At 35.2% G+C, this 16,090-nt stretch carries 21 protein-coding genes; 1 reads left to right on the plus strand and 20 read right to left on the minus strand.

Annotated features, from left to right (window positions below):
- Positions 1–604: 604 nt before the first annotated feature.
- On the minus strand, positions 605–2,368 hold the full coding sequence (locus GKG41_RS12560) for a phage tail tape measure protein (RefSeq protein WP_154259110.1): 1,764 nt from the start codon (positions 2,366–2,368) through the stop codon (positions 605–607).
- A 434-nt stretch (positions 2,369–2,802) separates the two neighbouring features.
- On the opposite strand from GKG41_RS12560, the gene GKG41_RS12565 reads away from it, so the two are divergent.
- Positions 2,803–3,372 (plus strand): hypothetical protein, encoded by a 570-nt coding sequence (locus GKG41_RS12565; protein WP_154259112.1) that lies wholly within the window; start codon positions 2,803–2,805, stop codon positions 3,370–3,372.
- Between the two features lie 26 nt (positions 3,373–3,398).
- On the opposite strand, the gene GKG41_RS12570 is transcribed toward GKG41_RS12565, so the two are convergent.
- The 19 genes from GKG41_RS12570 to GKG41_RS12660 form a co-directional block, all read right to left on the minus strand.
- On the minus strand, positions 3,399–3,602 hold the full coding sequence (locus GKG41_RS12570) for a hypothetical protein (RefSeq protein WP_154259114.1): 204 nt from the start codon (positions 3,600–3,602) through the stop codon (positions 3,399–3,401).
- 570 nt (positions 3,603–4,172) lie between these two features.
- A complete protein-coding gene (locus GKG41_RS12575; RefSeq protein ID WP_154259116.1) occupies positions 4,173–4,349 on the minus strand; it encodes a hypothetical protein in 177 nt (58 codons plus the stop codon).
- 26 nt (positions 4,350–4,375) lie between these two features.
- Positions 4,376–4,531 carry a hypothetical protein gene (locus GKG41_RS12580; protein WP_154259118.1) on the minus strand — a complete coding sequence of 52 codons (156 nt, stop codon included), beginning with the start codon at positions 4,529–4,531 and terminating at the stop codon, positions 4,376–4,378.
- 20 nt (positions 4,532–4,551) lie between these two features.
- The gene (locus GKG41_RS12585) at positions 4,552–5,337 is read right to left on the minus strand and encodes a hypothetical protein (protein ID WP_154259120.1); all 786 of its coding nucleotides are present in this window, start codon (positions 5,335–5,337) and stop codon (positions 4,552–4,554) included.
- A gap of 478 nt (positions 5,338–5,815) precedes the next feature.
- On the minus strand, positions 5,816–5,977 hold the full coding sequence (locus GKG41_RS12590) for a hypothetical protein (RefSeq protein ID WP_154259122.1): 162 nt from the start codon (positions 5,975–5,977) through the stop codon (positions 5,816–5,818).
- A gap of 61 nt (positions 5,978–6,038) precedes the next feature.
- Positions 6,039–6,422 carry a hypothetical protein gene (locus GKG41_RS12595; protein ID WP_154259124.1) on the minus strand — a complete coding sequence of 128 codons (384 nt, stop codon included), beginning with the start codon at positions 6,420–6,422 and terminating at the stop codon, positions 6,039–6,041.
- The gene (locus GKG41_RS12600; RefSeq protein WP_154259126.1) at positions 6,412–6,987 is read right to left on the minus strand and encodes a hypothetical protein; all 576 of its coding nucleotides are present in this window, start codon (positions 6,985–6,987) and stop codon (positions 6,412–6,414) included. Before GKG41_RS12600 ends, GKG41_RS12595 begins: the two co-directional genes overlap by 11 nt.
- Positions 6,988–7,009: 22 nt before the next feature.
- Complete coding sequence (locus tag GKG41_RS12605; RefSeq protein ID WP_154259128.1) at positions 7,010–7,267, minus strand: hypothetical protein; 258 nt, start codon at positions 7,265–7,267, stop codon at positions 7,010–7,012.
- Positions 7,268–7,349: 82 nt separating this feature from the next.
- Positions 7,350–7,598: a hypothetical protein gene (locus tag GKG41_RS12610; protein WP_154259130.1), complete on the minus strand. Its 249-nt coding sequence runs from the start codon at positions 7,596–7,598 to the stop codon at positions 7,350–7,352.
- Positions 7,599–7,614: 16 nt separating this feature from the next.
- Positions 7,615–8,898: a hypothetical protein gene (locus tag GKG41_RS12615; RefSeq protein ID WP_154259132.1), complete on the minus strand. Its 1,284-nt coding sequence runs from the start codon at positions 8,896–8,898 to the stop codon at positions 7,615–7,617.
- Positions 8,899–8,962: 64 nt separating this feature from the next.
- The gene (locus GKG41_RS12620; RefSeq protein WP_154259134.1) at positions 8,963–9,691 is read right to left on the minus strand and encodes a hypothetical protein; all 729 of its coding nucleotides are present in this window, start codon (positions 9,689–9,691) and stop codon (positions 8,963–8,965) included.
- A 55-nt stretch (positions 9,692–9,746) separates the two neighbouring features.
- Positions 9,747–10,580 (minus strand): hypothetical protein, encoded by an 834-nt coding sequence (locus tag GKG41_RS12625; RefSeq protein ID WP_154259136.1) that lies wholly within the window; start codon positions 10,578–10,580, stop codon positions 9,747–9,749.
- A gap of 5 nt (positions 10,581–10,585) precedes the next feature.
- On the minus strand, positions 10,586–11,068 hold the full coding sequence (locus GKG41_RS12630) for a hypothetical protein (RefSeq protein WP_154259138.1): 483 nt from the start codon (positions 11,066–11,068) through the stop codon (positions 10,586–10,588).
- Between the two features lie 11 nt (positions 11,069–11,079).
- On the minus strand, positions 11,080–12,108 hold the full coding sequence (locus GKG41_RS12635; protein ID WP_154259140.1) for a hypothetical protein: 1,029 nt from the start codon (positions 12,106–12,108) through the stop codon (positions 11,080–11,082).
- 10 nt (positions 12,109–12,118) lie between these two features.
- Positions 12,119–12,514, minus strand: a complete 396-nt coding sequence (locus GKG41_RS12640; protein WP_154259142.1) for a hypothetical protein — start codon at positions 12,512–12,514, stop codon at positions 12,119–12,121.
- 13 nt (positions 12,515–12,527) lie between these two features.
- Positions 12,528–13,013, minus strand: a complete 486-nt coding sequence (locus GKG41_RS12645; RefSeq protein WP_154259144.1) for a hypothetical protein — start codon at positions 13,011–13,013, stop codon at positions 12,528–12,530.
- Positions 13,014–13,295: 282 nt separating this feature from the next.
- On the minus strand, positions 13,296–14,393 hold the full coding sequence (locus GKG41_RS12650) for a hypothetical protein (protein WP_154259146.1): 1,098 nt from the start codon (positions 14,391–14,393) through the stop codon (positions 13,296–13,298).
- A gap of 18 nt (positions 14,394–14,411) precedes the next feature.
- Complete coding sequence (locus GKG41_RS12655) at positions 14,412–14,849, minus strand: hypothetical protein (RefSeq protein ID WP_154259148.1); 438 nt, start codon at positions 14,847–14,849, stop codon at positions 14,412–14,414.
- An 18-nt stretch (positions 14,850–14,867) separates the two neighbouring features.
- Entirely contained in the window at positions 14,868–16,058 is a 1,191-nt protein-coding gene (locus GKG41_RS12660; RefSeq protein WP_154259150.1) for a hypothetical protein, read from the minus strand.
- Positions 16,059–16,090: the final 32 nt, after the last annotated feature.

Raw genomic sequence — 16,090 nt, forward strand, 5'->3', positions numbered from 1 at the left:
GTTTTGGGGCGTCCGTTATGATCCGCATAGCGTCCGCTCTGAAACGCATCAGAGTCCGCTGGGCTCCGCAGAATGCACATACCATATGCTAATGAGATACAAGATAACAACAATTACATTAACCTGCTTAATTTTGATTTACACTTAGCACATACATTATCCGTCTGCTGAATAAGGCCTCAGTAGGCGGAGAGGAGTGGTGCTAATATTTGATACTGTTTCATCAACTGAAGTATCGTCAGTCCAAACCGCGTGTAAGGCTGAGATGAATTCAACCTGATAATTATTCGGGCAACACGCTTCCCTATCGCTAGACTATACCTTCGTGAATTCATGAAATCCATTGGCACCGGTAGTCGTTGAGGTTAGTCCGTATCTTTTGACTTAGGACTTCCGCCTGCGGATTAGATCGTACCCTGATATTATTACTGTACCTCATGCTTTCGCATTTGCCGCTATAGAAATTTCTACTATAGTTTAGTAACCAGGGTCATGTGACACAATCTTTTGAACTGTGAATCTTTCCCGTTCTATCATTATCAGATAGAAGAATAGGACATTACACCCTATACCATTTACTTGCCTTTAACTATGGGAGTCCTTGTTATGCAGTACATAACTCGTACACGTCGCCGCTAAACTCCCCGGTGGCATAAGTGCTTTTTATAAATGCTGGACGATACTTCCAGCGTTTACCACCGCCTTTGGCTCCTTGGAATAAACCAAGTCCCCCTAATGCTAAACTAAGTGGGCCAATTTTTGATGTTAATGTATCAAATCCACTTACTAATCCAGTAATAGCATTAGTAGTACCTATAATACCATCGGTATTAACAAAATTCTGCATAAAGCCAGTAAAAGTATTACTAAGCTTATTTGTTGCGCCTTCCCAGTTATTCGCGCTTTTTTCTGCCTCAATAGCCGCGCTTCCAGTTCCCTCGGAGTAATCCTTGAGCATTTTCTCATAGTCAGACCAACCACTAAGTAATGCGCTAAGTTTGTTAGCTTGCCATTTTTGTCCTATATTAGTCAGGATATCGGTACGAAGTGGGTCTGACTCTTCAAGAGAGTTAAATACAACTGCCAAATCTTTTAATATATCTACAGGGTTCCGCATTCGCTCGACGCCGTTAACATATTCTGTTTGAGCAACACCAGCTTCTTTAAAGGTATCAGCAATCTTAGCATTATTGATGTTCTCCACATTTATAAGTAAAGATTTTAAAGCAGTACCTACCTCGTCGCCGCCAGCCTTTGTCCTGCTTTCAATAGTACCAATCATGGCAGATAATTGATTTTCTTGTACACCGAGTTCAGAAGCCATTGATGCGGCCTTTGTTGTAGCTTCAGCCATATCTGCCATTGAAACACTGTTCCTATTGGTGATCATATTTTGTCCGTCAAGGACAGTAGTTAATTTTTGTACATTACCCTGATATTGATAAGCAGCATTAGAAGCTAACAAATAACTATTGGCAGCATTAGCGTTAATATCACCGGCAGCCTGAGCAAGAACGCTCAATTGAGCCATTTCTTCGGCTTTATCACCATAATATCCGCTTCGACTCATTTCTTGTACACCAGTTAAGTAATCGCTGGCCTTTTTACCATATTTACTTGCGGAATCAAATGAAGTTTCTCCAAGTGTTTTTAACTGACCAGTAGTTAAGTCAGATGTTTTTGATATCTCAGTTAAGATACCATCTATAGATTTTAATTCTCCGATTGAATTTGTAATTACATTGACTGTTTGTTGAAGGGCACCATATGTCCATACAAATTGGCCGATTTGCTTAAAACCTCTACTTAATTCTTCAGTTACTGACTTACCAACTTTTCCTAGAGATGCTGCTTCGGCCTTTATAGCATTTACTTGTTTTGTATATTCTTTTAGAGATTCAGGATTAGTGGATAATTTTTGTTTAGTGGCGAGGTCTGTTAATACATCACCGTAATCTTTAGCAGCTTTTGAATTATTCTTAAGCCATGCTAAAGTTTTGTTACTTGCCATAGTAGCATCTCTCTGGGAGAACTTGGTTAGCTGCTTTTCCCACCAATTAATATAACTGGACTGCTCTTTTGTCATATTCCCTAATGGTTGACTAAAAGCATTTCTTTGAGTCCTCGCCATAGTTTCTATCTGACGTTGTAAGGCAGTAGTATATGTTCTACCTGCAGATTGTCCTGATTTGCCAAATTGACGTTCTACACCAGCCATCTGAGATTGAAGCTGCTTCGATAAATCACCATTTGCTCCCTGTAGATTTACTTTTATATCTACAGGCTTGCTCTTTAGACTGTTTATTTTGGACTCAATCTCTTCAAAACCGCTGAGTTGAGCCCGTATGTCTATTTTATAGTCTGACATTTTTACCTCCTTTGTTGTAAAATGTGTAAATAAAAAATCACCTAGCGTGAACTAGGTGATGCTAACTGAATGTTATAAATACCATTAATTGAAAGAACAGCAATTTATATCATTTAAATATACAAATTGTACAGTGTTATACCAAAATAATGACAAAATATGTACAAAGTGATATACTATATGTAATTTCTAGGAAGTGAGATACATAGATGAAGAATATTGTTTTTAATAATGATTGGAGCTATTGCGTCATAGCTGCACTTACAGGTGTTGTCTTAAATGAATGCAGTTGGTATAGCCGCACCAAAGATGAAAATTAGTGTTAGAATACCTGTTATAATAAAGGTAAGAATTGGGCGTTTGAACATAAATGAATGCCTCCATATTAGAAAAGGGTGAACAAGAAAATTAAAAAGCATTAGAGTGGGGATGAAATGTTGGAAAAGGGACATTTACTAGAAAATTGGAAGAAGCACCTAGCTACAGTTGTCGCTGTAACTTTATGTATACTTTTCGGAATTATGGCTTTTATATTTTACGGAGCGGCATCAGAAAACAAAGAAAAATGCAAAGACTTACAAGAATCTATAGAGACAATAAGCCAAGAAAAAGAAGAACTCGAAAATGATTTATATACTCTTAACAATAATTATGAAGATATCATAGCAAAGCATAAAAATTGCGATGCAACTATATCTGATTTAAAGGCTCGGATTGAACAGTTAAACGGAACAATAGACAATTTAAACGCTCAGATAGAGGAATTGAAGAATCCTGAACCGGAAACTACATCATCACAGCCTGCAGCTGTTTCAGGCGGAGTTAAATTCCAAGGAGGAGCTGCCGAGGATACTGGAGGGGATATCGAAACTGTTTACTGGACTCCAAAAGGCAAAGTATATCATTCCACGCAAGATTGTCCATCTCTTGGAAGGTTAAAGACTATATTGAGCGGGACTATTGCAGAGAGCGGGAAGAGCCGAGGATGTAAAGTTTGCTACTAATTTAAGATGAGTTATGTCCACCATAATTAAGAACAATATTCCTCATCATTAGGAAAATCCATATATTGCTTAATCGTATATTCCGGTTCAAAATCTTTGGGATCTATTTCTATAGAAAAATGCCGGAGTCTTTCAATGGGTTTTCCATCGATTAATACTTGAATATGAGCACGTTCATTTGAATTATTATACTCATTGTAGGTATTGTAACGTATTAGAATCTCTTTCAAATATTACCAATCCTTTCTTCTGGTACACAGGGGGGGCGTAAGTGTAATAGTGTATTCAATAAACTGTTCAATATATTCGGGTATTGGAATTGTACGTTCTACATTGTAAAGTATACATTTGGGATTTTTGCATGTACAGGTTATTGTACTTTCCCTCTTTATCAAGTTGTCTCTATATTGGCATTCTTCTAGACACTCAGGACAATAATCAAAGAATACTGTTGTTTTCTTTTTTAGTGCCTTTTTAGCCCTCCAATATCTAATTGGGTTAATTAGCATTGAAATTCCCCTTTCTTTACAAATTTTTCGTTGAAATAAGCCGCTCGTAATGGGCGGCTTTAATTATAATACTATACTATTCTTGGTCATGTATATCCATCAAATCATTAAGTGCTTTCATCGATTTTTCATTTACATTAGAACGTATCTTTTTACAATCGTCCCAAAACGATTTATCCGGACATTTCTCGTTTAGCTTTTGAAAAAATTCTTTTGACTTACCATTAGAAATGATGGTTGCTTGGGATCTCATAATCATAGATGTCTCACCCCTACTTATTTTTAATACAATCAAATTTCAGTTTCCGAAAAACCACATCCAAATACGTCTTTAAAAGTCAGCCCAGTTTCTCCAGGCTCTTTTCTCCTAAGCTCTATTCCATATTGTTCTTTAAAGAATTCCATGAATCCGGTAAGAGAATCATTTTTATCAATTCTACCCAGTTTAATATCATCGTCCTGTATCATAATCTGTCCTCCAAATTTTTGATATATTATTTTTTATCTTCTGGTATAGATAAATCAGGAACATCAACTATAATACCTTTGCAATCTTTACGTATCTGTATATCATCTAAGCTTTTAAGCAATTCTTTCTTTTTAGCTATGTACTCAGCGCTTGGATGTGTTATGTTCTCTAAAAATCTCAAAAAATCATCCCTAGATAATATTATATTGCTACCTCTAAGTTTACACATATTACCTTCTCTGGTATTGATGGAATATAATTATTAAATATCGCATCTATCATATTGTCATATGTAAACTCTCTAGGTTGATTGAAATATGAAACAAGTTGGTTCCTGAGATTATAATAGTCATTTAAAGAATTCTTAGTATTCGTTGCGATCTTTTTATCTATAAGATTGAATAAGTCTTTTGTTGCTGCTTCATTAGTGGAGCAAGGTATTAAGTCCAAAAAAAGATCTTTCCAATATTCAGTATCAGACTTATCAACAACATAGATATTATCTATATCTTGGGTTTTATCCTCAAATTCATACAAACATGTTTTAAGTGCGCCTCTTTTATAAGGATATCCCAACAACTTTTTATATGATTCTCCAGATAAAAACGGATCTAACTCAACTTTCGATATAAAATAATAAAGTTTATCCCGATCATATAGCATTACCTGAATTAAATGCCCCTCTCTTATTTGATATTTCAAGTGAGAATACCGGGTTCTTGTATCGAATTCGGACTTAAGATACTTTTTAGCAATTGCTTCTGTGCATTCTTGAAGTAATGTTACCTCCTTCACACATTTGAATATGGAGCTTGTAACTTCAGATGTATTACTTCGTGCCTTGTAGTGCTTGTAGTTTTTATTGACAAAGATTTCTTTCAGTAATTCTCCAACATAATCAGATATATCCGTATTCTCAAGCTTTACTGTCTCTATTGCATTATTAATAGAATCAATTTTATGCATCGCTGTAGATAATATATTCATATATAAATTCCCCCACAATTAATAATTATCTACATTATAACCTATTATTCTACATAATTACACAAAAAATAGTCAAATTGAGTATTTTATTAAGCACTATAGACAGGCAAACTCAAAGAGATGGGACTTCATCTTTTAATATTTATATATGTTCCGTATTTACCATAATCTTTCTCCGTGATACAATTGACTTGAGAGAGGACACATTGCGCGTTTGTGTCCTAACGCGTCTCTCTATACAATTGTAACCCATTAATAGTCAACAGACCTATAAGATAGGCAGAAAGTTATTTTATCATAACTATAAAGGAGAGATAGAATTATAAGTAAAATAGATATTAAACATATTACAAACGAAAGCCTGAAAAAAGTCCGTAAGGATATCACAAAGAATGGTACTGAAATTGAGTGTCCAAATTGTAAGGGAAAGATAAAGGTAATGCCTGGAGAAAGCATTTGTCCAAAGTGCGGAAAGACGTTAGATGTCAGATTGAAGTTCTAGATCAATCTTTACACTTTCATTCTCCAAATCTTTTAGTAAAGTATCAATTTGTTCCAATAAGATGTTTAGTTTCTCAAGCTTTTTTTCTATATCTGCTAGATTTGAATTAACTTTAATCGAATATAAATAATCAAACATAAGAGCCTCCTATAACGTGAATTTTCATATCACCCCCAGTCATATCTTGGCCGGGGTTCTTTTATTTACCAAATGCCGCACCAAAATGTGAGTCAGCAATTACTTTCACATGTTCTTCAGCTCTATCCCAATACCCAGGCGTACCAACAACACCTGCCACTCCTTTATTCGTCACATCTATTACCTCCGCTCCTGAAAAAGTACCAGTACTATAGGAAATTGATTTATCCATTTCCATTGACATAGAGCAGGAGTCACCGCCGCCATTTGGCCCAGTTACTTTAGGTGACGTCATCAATGTACCAGTTCTGTCATATGCCAAGGGGTTTCCAGTATAATAAGAAGCAACATGGTCTTGCAACATAGGCTCTGCATCACTAACAGTCTGAGCCATTGCTGTCATCATTTTGCGCATAGCATCTCCTTTAATGCTTTCAATTTTCATAACGCTTCTCTCCAAAGGTAGGCGGAGTGTCGTTATCCTCCTTAAGATCCCATGCACTGCTAGATAGATAAGCTTTGACTATAGCTTCTGAAACACTTTGAACATTAAATTTTGAGATGTCTAACGTTTCAACCTTAGTGGTTAATGCATCAAGTAAAATAGCCAATGAGTCTTTCCGGTCATGAATCAGTTGCTGTTTTTTGAATTCAGCCATATCATAGGCGTCAGCTGAGATTTCAGCTAACTGCGTAACCATGGGTAAATCGTCATATGCGCCATCATCATATTTCTTAAATAAACTATGTAACTCTTCGTCACTTTCTACGGCTTCTAATATATTTTCTAATACCATTTCCCCTGAATCGTCAGTGACTGTTTCAAATGTCAAACCCTCTACACAATATAAGTAGAAGAGGAGACGAAACTGGAGTCGTGCTAAATAAGGCGTATATGTAACATTTCCCTCTTCGTCTTCTGAAAAGTATGCATTTGCTAAATCCTGAGTGAATCCGATTATCTCAATATTTGTTAATTTCTGCTTTAATTTAATATTATCTTTTATCATATATTCCTCCATTTTATGCTTACTAATATTTTTTTGTGTTTTTTACAGGACGGCTTTTCATCCATTCTTCATATGGCTTTTTTGTTTCAGCTTTAATGAAGTAATATGCCATTTTTCCGTGATTAGTTTCAGAAGGACAAATCCACACTGGCTGTATGAGATATCTTGATATATAAAAAATAACCTGCTTCATCTCTGTAATAGGAATAATACCATTATCTCCAAAAGCCTCTTTTACTTCTTCTAAGCTATCAAAAACTTGCTTTTTAATATAACGCACCTCCTTTGCGTAAAAAATAGGGAATAAAAGACTAAGCTGTAGTCAATTATTCCCTATAAAAATATTATAATTAACTACATTTTTATTTTGTAACATCATTCTCTTCTAAAACAGTATCTTCGAATAACTTTTTCTCCACTGTTTTCCCGACTTTCTTTTTTTGTGATCTTTCATATTCTAACTTATCTGTCAAAGTATACTTTCCTTTATCATACTTAACATATGCTATATCTGAGAATAATTTATTTGATGTCAATTGAACTTTCTTGCCTTCAAAATCAACAACCATTACATCATCATTCTCTAAAATTACTTTGCATTCTTTTATCAATAGATTCACCTCAAGATTATTTGATTTTAAAATAATTACCATATACAATATTAGGAGTATCAGATTTGATTTTATTAAATTCTTCCTGTGTTATATATTCAAATTTCATATTGTTGACATGATTTCTTTTTCCATTACAAACAGAGCGAATATTTCGATCGCATAATTTCGTTCCTGTTTCGGTAAGATATTTTTCTACAAATACTTTCGAACTTCTGTAATACCGATTGTTTGTCAAGCAATGGATTGGGCGCGTATTGACTAAAACATTTCCCGTCTTTCTCTTTTCAATCATATCTTCGAATTTTTCATATGTACACCATCCTAGAGTTGAGCCAGTTTTAACGTAATGAAGAATAGTTTTATAAGAAATTTTAAATATATCAGCTATTTCATGCAATGTTTTGTTCTGGTGGGAATCTTTGTATAAACAGACTAGTTTAGAAAGGTTAGAAGTTGCAAAATCGTGACATTTAATCCAATTTACATCATCATTATTTTTATCTAATAGATAAAGTAATCCTGAGTCTAATATGGATTGCTTCATATGCTCTAGTGAAGAAGTATTTGAGTCAATAACAATATAATTCGAAATCCCATTATTAATCGCAAGTTGGTATTTTAAGAAATCATTTTTTTGTTCTTCTTTTACTGTCTTACCATTTTTATGTAATGGTTTTTTATAGTGTTGTGCGCCGTGCTGCTCAGTTATAATCTTTAAATCCTTATACTCTATATAATCATCATAGACTCGGCCGTCAGACCACTTGAATATTTTTTCTGGCTGAAAATTCACACCTAATTGTTCTAATAACGCATACATAAATTTATTTGGATAACTCCATCCGTCTTGACATGGGCAGGTAAGATTATGAGCGTTATAAACCTTATGTGGAGTACTTTTATGTATTCTCCCACAATCTGGACATACCATATCTATAGTGGTTTTGCAAAACTTAAAATATTTCTTAGCTTCTTCCGATCCACCTTGAAAATACTTTATCATCCATGGAGCAGTAGTGGTAATATCATTAACCCCTACAACAAGTTTATGTGGCGGTGAACAACAGGCATTGCATCCTATGTGTTGCTTGCCTGATATTAAATCTTCAGTTAGCCAATCCTCGTTTCCACATTTCAAGCATTTATACTTATAAACCTTTTCGTGTCGTATGTATGCTTTTTCTCTTCTCTTGGCTGTTTTATCAACATATTTTCTCTCAATTATCATTATGTTTCTTCCGAAGTCTGTAAAATTGTCACCAATACTATGCCTAAAATCCGCATACTTAATTCCCATACAAGTATATACTCCTAAAATTAATATAGAGGGCCATAATGGCCCTCCATGTCAATTCTCTTTTTTACTCTTCGATTTCTACCATATCTACGAACTTACCATCCTTCGTCTCCAAAAGATCAAAGGTCATGCTAAGTGCTGAGGGGTCTCCTTCAGAACTCTGAGATAATTCAAAATTCCTCTGTGGCTGTGCCTTATATGCAATAATCTTATAAGGAGTAAGAACTTCATTTTCATCTTTTTCAACTGTATTCATCGTTACATAATAAGCCTTTGGCAATTTCGTATTATTAAATGAGATCTTCTTAACTTTTTCAGATTTGGAAACGATATATCCCACTTCGTATTCCGTATCAATAGCAATGTCCGAAGCCTGAGTTGCAGTAAATTTGCCATCCGCAAATGTACCCGTAATTTCTTTACCAGCAAAATCACCAGATGCAAATACAAAAACTGTTCCTGCAACAGCGCCTGCCGGAATTGTTATCTCACCAGCAGTAGTGCATTTGATAGTTTCTCTTACTGGATAGGAAGCTTCAGATTCAATAATCCCATCAGTCATAAGAGAGTATAATTCAAAAGGATAAACCTGAGCCTCAATGGTCATGGTCCCTTCTAATGGATTTGCAAAGGCAACTCTCTTTGTCCCCTTTGCCATAGCAAATACAGATTCGGAACTAATATTCTGAGTAGTTGTATTAGCTGTTTCAAAAAACAGCACTGGTTTCATTGTAGCAACGTCACGAATGTCTACATCACACACCTGACGATTGGCTTTATTAATATTTGGCATAATATTTCCTCCTATTAGGTTTTAAGCATTAAAAAAAGACCCGTTTATACGAGTCCTAGTTATCATTTATATTTTGGAGCCACATATCTCCGTCAAAAGTATTCTTTTTATCTCCCCACACTGACATGGAGGTTGAAGCAATAGTATATGAATCTTCAATACGCTGCCTGGAAAGTTGATCGTATAATTGAAAAATCGTTATTTCCCACACATTGATAATATTCAAATCTCTTGCGTGTGCAGAAATAGAAGACACCATATTACCCAAATCCATTTTTTTATCGGATTTCTTTTTGTTTTCTTTTTCAGCCTTGCGCATCTTTTCTAAAAGTTTAGCGGCTATTTTGTTTTTGACTTTTAGATTGTCACCGTCTATATCACTACGTTTGACATGCACACGTTGTAAAATGATATCAACGACAACAGCAAAGTTTCCTGAATGAATCACACCAGTTATTTTTTTGACCCCTTCACCGTTAATACTTCCGTCATACAATAAGAAACATTGCTGCTTAGAATCATACTCAACTGATTCAACAAAGAAAAAATTAAATATCTCACAAAATGCAGATAATACCAGTCTGTCAAATATGATTATGTTATACAAGGGAATAGTTAACTGCTCTTCCTGAGAGTATGATTCATATTCCTTTCTGATCTGTATAATGGTTTCTTTCTCAGACTGATTCATTGAAGAAAAGTAATCTATACCGCATGTGTCAAGCCTTTGATAATACTCATCTACACGCATTAACAGATAATTTAGATATGCAAAATAAGTGCCAATCCCTATTCTAGATATTTCTATCAATTTTGGACTTTTTACTTTTCCAATTCCAACTAATGAAAAGGGTTCCGGACTTAATAAAGAAAAATAATCAAGTTGCATACCAATCACCTCTTTACCTTGAAATCCGGAATATTAAATATCATCTGTCTACCGTAATACATATTGCTCGGAAACAGATGGGTGACAGATTTTAATTGTAACTTTCCTATGCCTAGATTATCCATATCCCGTAACTGGCGCTCAACCAGGTCAGATATAATATCCACCCTTGTACCGATGAATCCTTTTTTAGAATACTTCATACATTTTTTATGGCTGTAGACAAAAATAATTACGCTCATATCTTTGACTGTTCTGGTTGGTACACTTGGAACATTGACTTCCACACAGATATAAGGAAGGACTTCGGTCTGAGCTTCATCTATGTATAGATATGGAAATACTTGAGTATAATGAAGGCTATCAATTTCTTCCTCCGTAAACTGCTCTTTGCTTAATAAGGCTTCGCAGATATCCGTAGAGTTCAACAGGGTTGATATGATTCTACTCTTATATAATCCAATATCTTTCAATGTCGTTTCTGACAATCAACCACCCCCTAAAAACCTTCGATTATAGTTATTTCATTTTCAGCTACAATGATATCCTGCATCTTTATTTGCAATAAAAAAGATGATGATATATAATTTTCATCATCCACTCGTAGCTGAATCTTGTTATCAGATATGGTTTGTGTGATATTAAAATCACCTAATACATTCCATTTGAAAATACAATCTGTAATTTCTTCGCCATCTTTATTTTTAAATGTAGCCGTCCATGTTTTAGAACGTCCACAACGGAGTGTATTGCCTCCGGAAATGAAAGCGGATAAAACTGGAGTTTCATCGCCGGATGGTGGAATAGGCGCGTCAGTGGGAGAGTAGTAATCGCAGAGCCTAATATCCGGCCTGTCTTTCATCATATCTAGTTCAGCTTTATCAGCGATAAAACTAAGAATTCCACCGTGTTTTTCTCCATACAAAAAAAGAACATCATCACTTCTAGAGATTTTAAAAACTTTTCTAGGATTATCTTTATTTCTATCTATAAAAACTCGTTTATTGTCAAGTGTTGCAGACTCATCATCGTCAGGAAGCAATATTGTGAAATTATTAGAGGTTAATGTGATATACTGGTTTCCACTTGTACCAGTATCGTATTTTGCTGCAGATGTGAAATTAGCTGGGCGTTCAATAATCTTTCCTGTATCATCCTGCCAATTGAGGATGTATTGGCATAAAATCATTGTTGCTTTTTCATATATCCCATTATTCCCAGGATATCCATTAATCAACCAATATACATTTTCATAGAAGATGTACATTCCCGCCTTTAAAGTGCCTATGGTAGCAAGAACGGAACGCTCCATAGATTTTAACTGTGAATTTGCGGTATTCTCCTGAATAATACACCGTATTTCTTTCTGTTCTGTTCTGTCATTATTGTATAGAGTTATGGTAGTAGCAATATCTGTCTGTAAAGCTTCTGAGAAAGCATCTTGTTTAAAGTCTGCGTAAGATTGATTTTCAAAACCACCTATTGAGTTTGGGGGAGTATCAGAGGTCAGTAAATACCATTCCTTCATAAGATACCTCCTACACAAATGCAGATGGTTTTTGATTTTCTACCATCTTACGTCCTTTTTCCGCAACGTACTTTAGATGGGCACTTTCCGCTGTCTTTGCACCGTTTGAACCGTCAATACTTATATCTCGTCCGACAATACTTACTCTTTTGTTGGCTAACGAAGTCTGCCGCTCCTGGTAAGACTCTTTCATAAATGTAGCCAATGTATCTATCGTATAAGCATCTAATTTAGTATCGAATACTAAAAACTCCTCATCAAAATTCAATGGATCAAGTTCAACAGAGTATCTCCCTATAGCTCTTATTAACCACACCATTTCTAGAGAATCAGGTATAGTATGCTTATCTGCAAAACTAGACTCGAAAAAGTCTATAACCTCAGAAGCCCTTGTGTTCCCTTCCATTGAATCACCTCTCTTATGGTTTTATACCGGTATATTCTATACAGAATGCAATTTTTTGATAATCGTTCAAACCAAGAGCTTTAATACTCTCAATTAAAAATGCTTTCTCCGCACGTGTAACAATATTCTTAGTGATATTATCTTCAAAAGATCTCTGTGTTTTTAATGAAAAATATCTATTGATATCATCATGTGTTAAGAACGCCTGTGGTTTTCCATCGATCTCAAAACTTAGTTCTTTTCTTGTAAACTCATCCTCAATATACCATGTAGCATGACTACCTAAGCCATCTACACCACTAATAAGTTTATTACCATTTTGTGCTTGAGCAATAACTTCTTCTCTTGTAAGAAGAATGCTTCCAGATGCAGGAATACTAATATCTCCTGTGGATGTTTTTCTTGGTGAACCCGTAACCCAAGGCGCAATGCTTTTTATTTTCACCTTTTTATCCAAACGATTATCTTCTAGTTCTATATTCTCTTTTACATTTGCCATTTTTTTGTTTCCTCCATATCGACTAATGATTATTTCGCAACTATATTGAATGTTTAACTTCGTTATACAGACGAATGACCTCATCTAATCGTTCTGATTTTTCAAACTTACAATAGGGCATGTGAGTGTTTGAATTTACTCCTCTACTTAAATAAGAAATCCCGAAAGAACGTATAAAATATGACATCCGTTTTGAATAACAATAGAAATAATTATTCATATAATTTTCTCCATTTGACTAACAAAAGAGCCACACAATCGCATGGCTCTTTTTAAACTTAATTATTCTACTGTACTAAGATTAGTATCAGCAATAGCTCCAATCTTATATTCGTGCCCCTTAGCTACTAAAGCCCCGATCTCCATGTCAAATCTCGTTAACATTTCGCCAGTTGTTACATCATTTCCAGAGAAAGATGTAAGACCTCCACGAGTAACAATATAGATCGGAGACTGACCACCAGCAGGAATTACATAACCGATTCCTGTAGGCAGCATAGTATCGAAGTTATCTCCAGTGGTGTTTAACTTACTAAGATCATATGGATTTGGAATTTCAGACAGGATAGCACCGTTGTATAATCCCATTAAACCTGTTTCGTGAATCTCATTCATAATAGCATCAGAAATGCCACTAACAGAAGGGGTAATTCCATTATACCCAGCAAATCCGTTGAACTGAGAAATCAGCGCATAATCACCAGAAATAGTTGGCTTACCAAAACGTCTAATGTTAGCAATTACCTTATCAACATTAGTCTTTGTAAGTCCAGCATCTTCACAGAAGTACTTAACACCCGTTGCGTTTTTAATTGCTTTGTAAATTGTCTCAACTACATATTTAGTAGCTCTATTTCTAATCTGTACACGAACCTGATCCTGAAGTTCATTCTCCAGTGTCATATCGCCAAGAGAGGCTTTTCTGTAATCAACAGCATAACCACCAGAAATGGTTGCTGTAGCAATAGGTTCACGATGTTTTCTAATTACAGGGAAACCAACATCCTGTCCAGCAGCCTGAATCTTAGCATCAACATTTGCAAATTCTGGAATTTCAACTTCACAGGACTCGTTATATCCAATTGCTTTGTAATTTCCGTAAATGGAAAGTAACTTAATTTCCTGCATCAGGATAGGTTCCATAGCGAAACGTCTAATCTCATTAAGTTCAGATACAGCTACTGTATCGCCAGAATCAGCTTTTTTATTCAACTCCATAATATACTTAGCTGCTATATCAGCTTTCTTACCAAACGGAGCCAAATCTTTTCCATGAGTCATTGCAGAGAAAATCTCTACAACGGCAGATCGTCCATTAACTTTACCACTAACAAAATTAGCGTCTTTTCTTTCATTGTTTAATTCAAATGTGTAAGACATATATGTACCCTCCCTCAATTAGTTTCCTGAAACTGGTGCGGTTGCTGCGACGATTTTTGCTACGAGACCAATTTTATTACCGACAATATCTGTAACCTCAAGATAAGGAGCAACAGTAGCACCAGATACCAGTTTTCCAGAAGCATTAGATTTTAACTTATCCCCTTTTGCATAAGCAGCCGGAAGCTGTGCGCCATACACTTCAATAGCCTGTCCGTTAAATTTTGTTAAATCGAGAACTCTTACATGCTCTCCAGCTTTAATCTTGTATTCTGGCATACCCATGTCATCACCAGTCTCATTTTGCATAATTGCTTTAAATGAAGCTGCAGCAGTATCAAATTCACCATCTGTAATAGTTCCAAAGTCACCATTCAGTGCATCGTTTTTTAATACTGCGTCTTCAAATGGATATTCGGATCTTTCAATCTGAGATATTCTGTTAAATTTAATCATTCTGATTTCCTCCCATAATTAAAAAATGTTGGTGTCATCATCTTCGCTGGTAAGTGCTTCAGCACACATTTCGGAGAAGATATCATCGACATCAACATCAAATTTTTTACTATTCAGTTCAGTTACTTTTTCATCAGTTGCCTTTTTTGCTTTTCCAATTTCAGCATAGATTTTAGATACAATGGCATCAATCTCACTGTTCATTGGATTTTCATTAAAGGAATTGATTTCAGATTCAGCAAATTTCCTTTCGTCATCTGTGAATTCTTTAATTGCTTCATTCAGCTCACTAATTCTTTTTTCAGCTCTAAGCTTTCCGAGTTCTTTCTCTAGAACTTCACGTTCAGTCCAATAAGAATCGTGTTCAGCTTTTAACTCATCAAGTGCTTTTTGCACCTGTTCAACACTTGCAGTAAGAGCACAAATTTCTTTTTCTTTTTCCTCAATACAAGTTTCCTTTTCCTTAAGCTGCTCTGTCAGTTCATTGATTTCAGATATAAATGTCTCATCTTTTGCATTACATTCTAAAATCGTAGACTTAATTGCAGACTTAAAATCCTCCAGGTTAAATTCCATAAGTTTGTTTTCCTCCTTTATTTTTTGCTTTTGCGCGACTTCAAGCACCACAGCATCGTCATCTGCTGGTGAGAGGGAAATGATTGCTGTTCCAGAAAATAGAAATGCCATAGGCGTTCTATATTCATCAGTTGGATTATCCTCTAAGTATGAAATCTTATTATTGTTCTCTGGCAATCCCATAATTTCTATTGAGGTATCAACTTGGCTAAGGGCGTAATTTTGACGTACCCATTTAACAAAATTGGGATATCTTTGATTAAAAAGATAACCATTACCACAAAGAACTTTTATAGTAGAATCCCCTTCAGAAATATCTTCTATAGAAACGTTTTCAATGACGCCTACTGTTTCACTGTTTTGGAATAATGGCTCTTTGATTCCATCATCCGAAATGATAGTTTCAGTTAAACCATGCCCAAATGGTGTGGATTTTTCCTCTGTACAAAACTCGGCACATATAGGCATCATTTTGGCTGATTCCATTGCTCTTTTGACATATTCAAGTTCCCAATGTATACCATTCTTATTTGTTTCATTTACATCTTCATGAATTTTCAAAAGTGCAATTTTGATCGGTACTCGTCCACCTTGAGTCGCTTTTTTTGATAATTCGAGGATATTATTAAGCATAGGGTTATCCTCCTTTTAGGTATAAAAAAAGA

Origin of the sequence: Lactonifactor sp. BIOML-A5 (assembly GCF_009677585.1) — a bacterium.
GTDB lineage: Bacteria > Bacillota > Clostridia > Lachnospirales > Lachnospiraceae > Lactonifactor.

Coding starts and splice junctions, on each gene's coding strand:
- GKG41_RS12560 (WP_154259110.1), bottom strand. CDS start 2,368: ATGTCAGACTATAAAATAGACATACGGGCTCAACTCAGCGGTTTTGAA.
- GKG41_RS12565 (WP_154259112.1), top strand. CDS start 2,803: ATGTTGGAAAAGGGACATTTACTAGAAAATTGGAAGAAGCACCTAGCT.
- GKG41_RS12575 (WP_154259116.1), bottom strand. CDS start 4,349: ATGATACAGGACGATGATATTAAACTGGGTAGAATTGATAAAAATGAT.
- GKG41_RS12585 (WP_154259120.1), bottom strand. CDS start 5,337: ATGAATATATTATCTACAGCGATGCATAAAATTGATTCTATTAATAAT.
- GKG41_RS12590 (WP_154259122.1), bottom strand. CDS start 5,977: ATGTTTGATTATTTATATTCGATTAAAGTTAATTCAAATCTAGCAGAT.
- GKG41_RS12595 (WP_154259124.1), bottom strand. CDS start 6,422: ATGAAAATTGAAAGCATTAAAGGAGATGCTATGCGCAAAATGATGACA.
- GKG41_RS12600 (WP_154259126.1), bottom strand. CDS start 6,987: ATGATAAAAGATAATATTAAATTAAAGCAGAAATTAACAAATATTGAG.
- GKG41_RS12615 (WP_154259132.1), bottom strand. CDS start 8,898: ATGGGAATTAAGTATGCGGATTTTAGGCATAGTATTGGTGACAATTTT.
- GKG41_RS12620 (WP_154259134.1), bottom strand. CDS start 9,691: ATGCCAAATATTAATAAAGCCAATCGTCAGGTGTGTGATGTAGACATT.
- GKG41_RS12625 (WP_154259136.1), bottom strand. CDS start 10,580: ATGCAACTTGATTATTTTTCTTTATTAAGTCCGGAACCCTTTTCATTA.
- GKG41_RS12635 (WP_154259140.1), bottom strand. CDS start 12,108: ATGAAGGAATGGTATTTACTGACCTCTGATACTCCCCCAAACTCAATA.
- GKG41_RS12640 (WP_154259142.1), bottom strand. CDS start 12,514: ATGGAAGGGAACACAAGGGCTTCTGAGGTTATAGACTTTTTCGAGTCT.
- GKG41_RS12645 (WP_154259144.1), bottom strand. CDS start 13,013: ATGGCAAATGTAAAAGAGAATATAGAACTAGAAGATAATCGTTTGGAT.
- GKG41_RS12650 (WP_154259146.1), bottom strand. CDS start 14,393: ATGTCTTACACATTTGAATTAAACAATGAAAGAAAAGACGCTAATTTT.
- GKG41_RS12655 (WP_154259148.1), bottom strand. CDS start 14,849: ATGATTAAATTTAACAGAATATCTCAGATTGAAAGATCCGAATATCCA.
- GKG41_RS12660 (WP_154259150.1), bottom strand. CDS start 16,058: ATGCTTAATAATATCCTCGAATTATCAAAAAAAGCGACTCAAGGTGGA.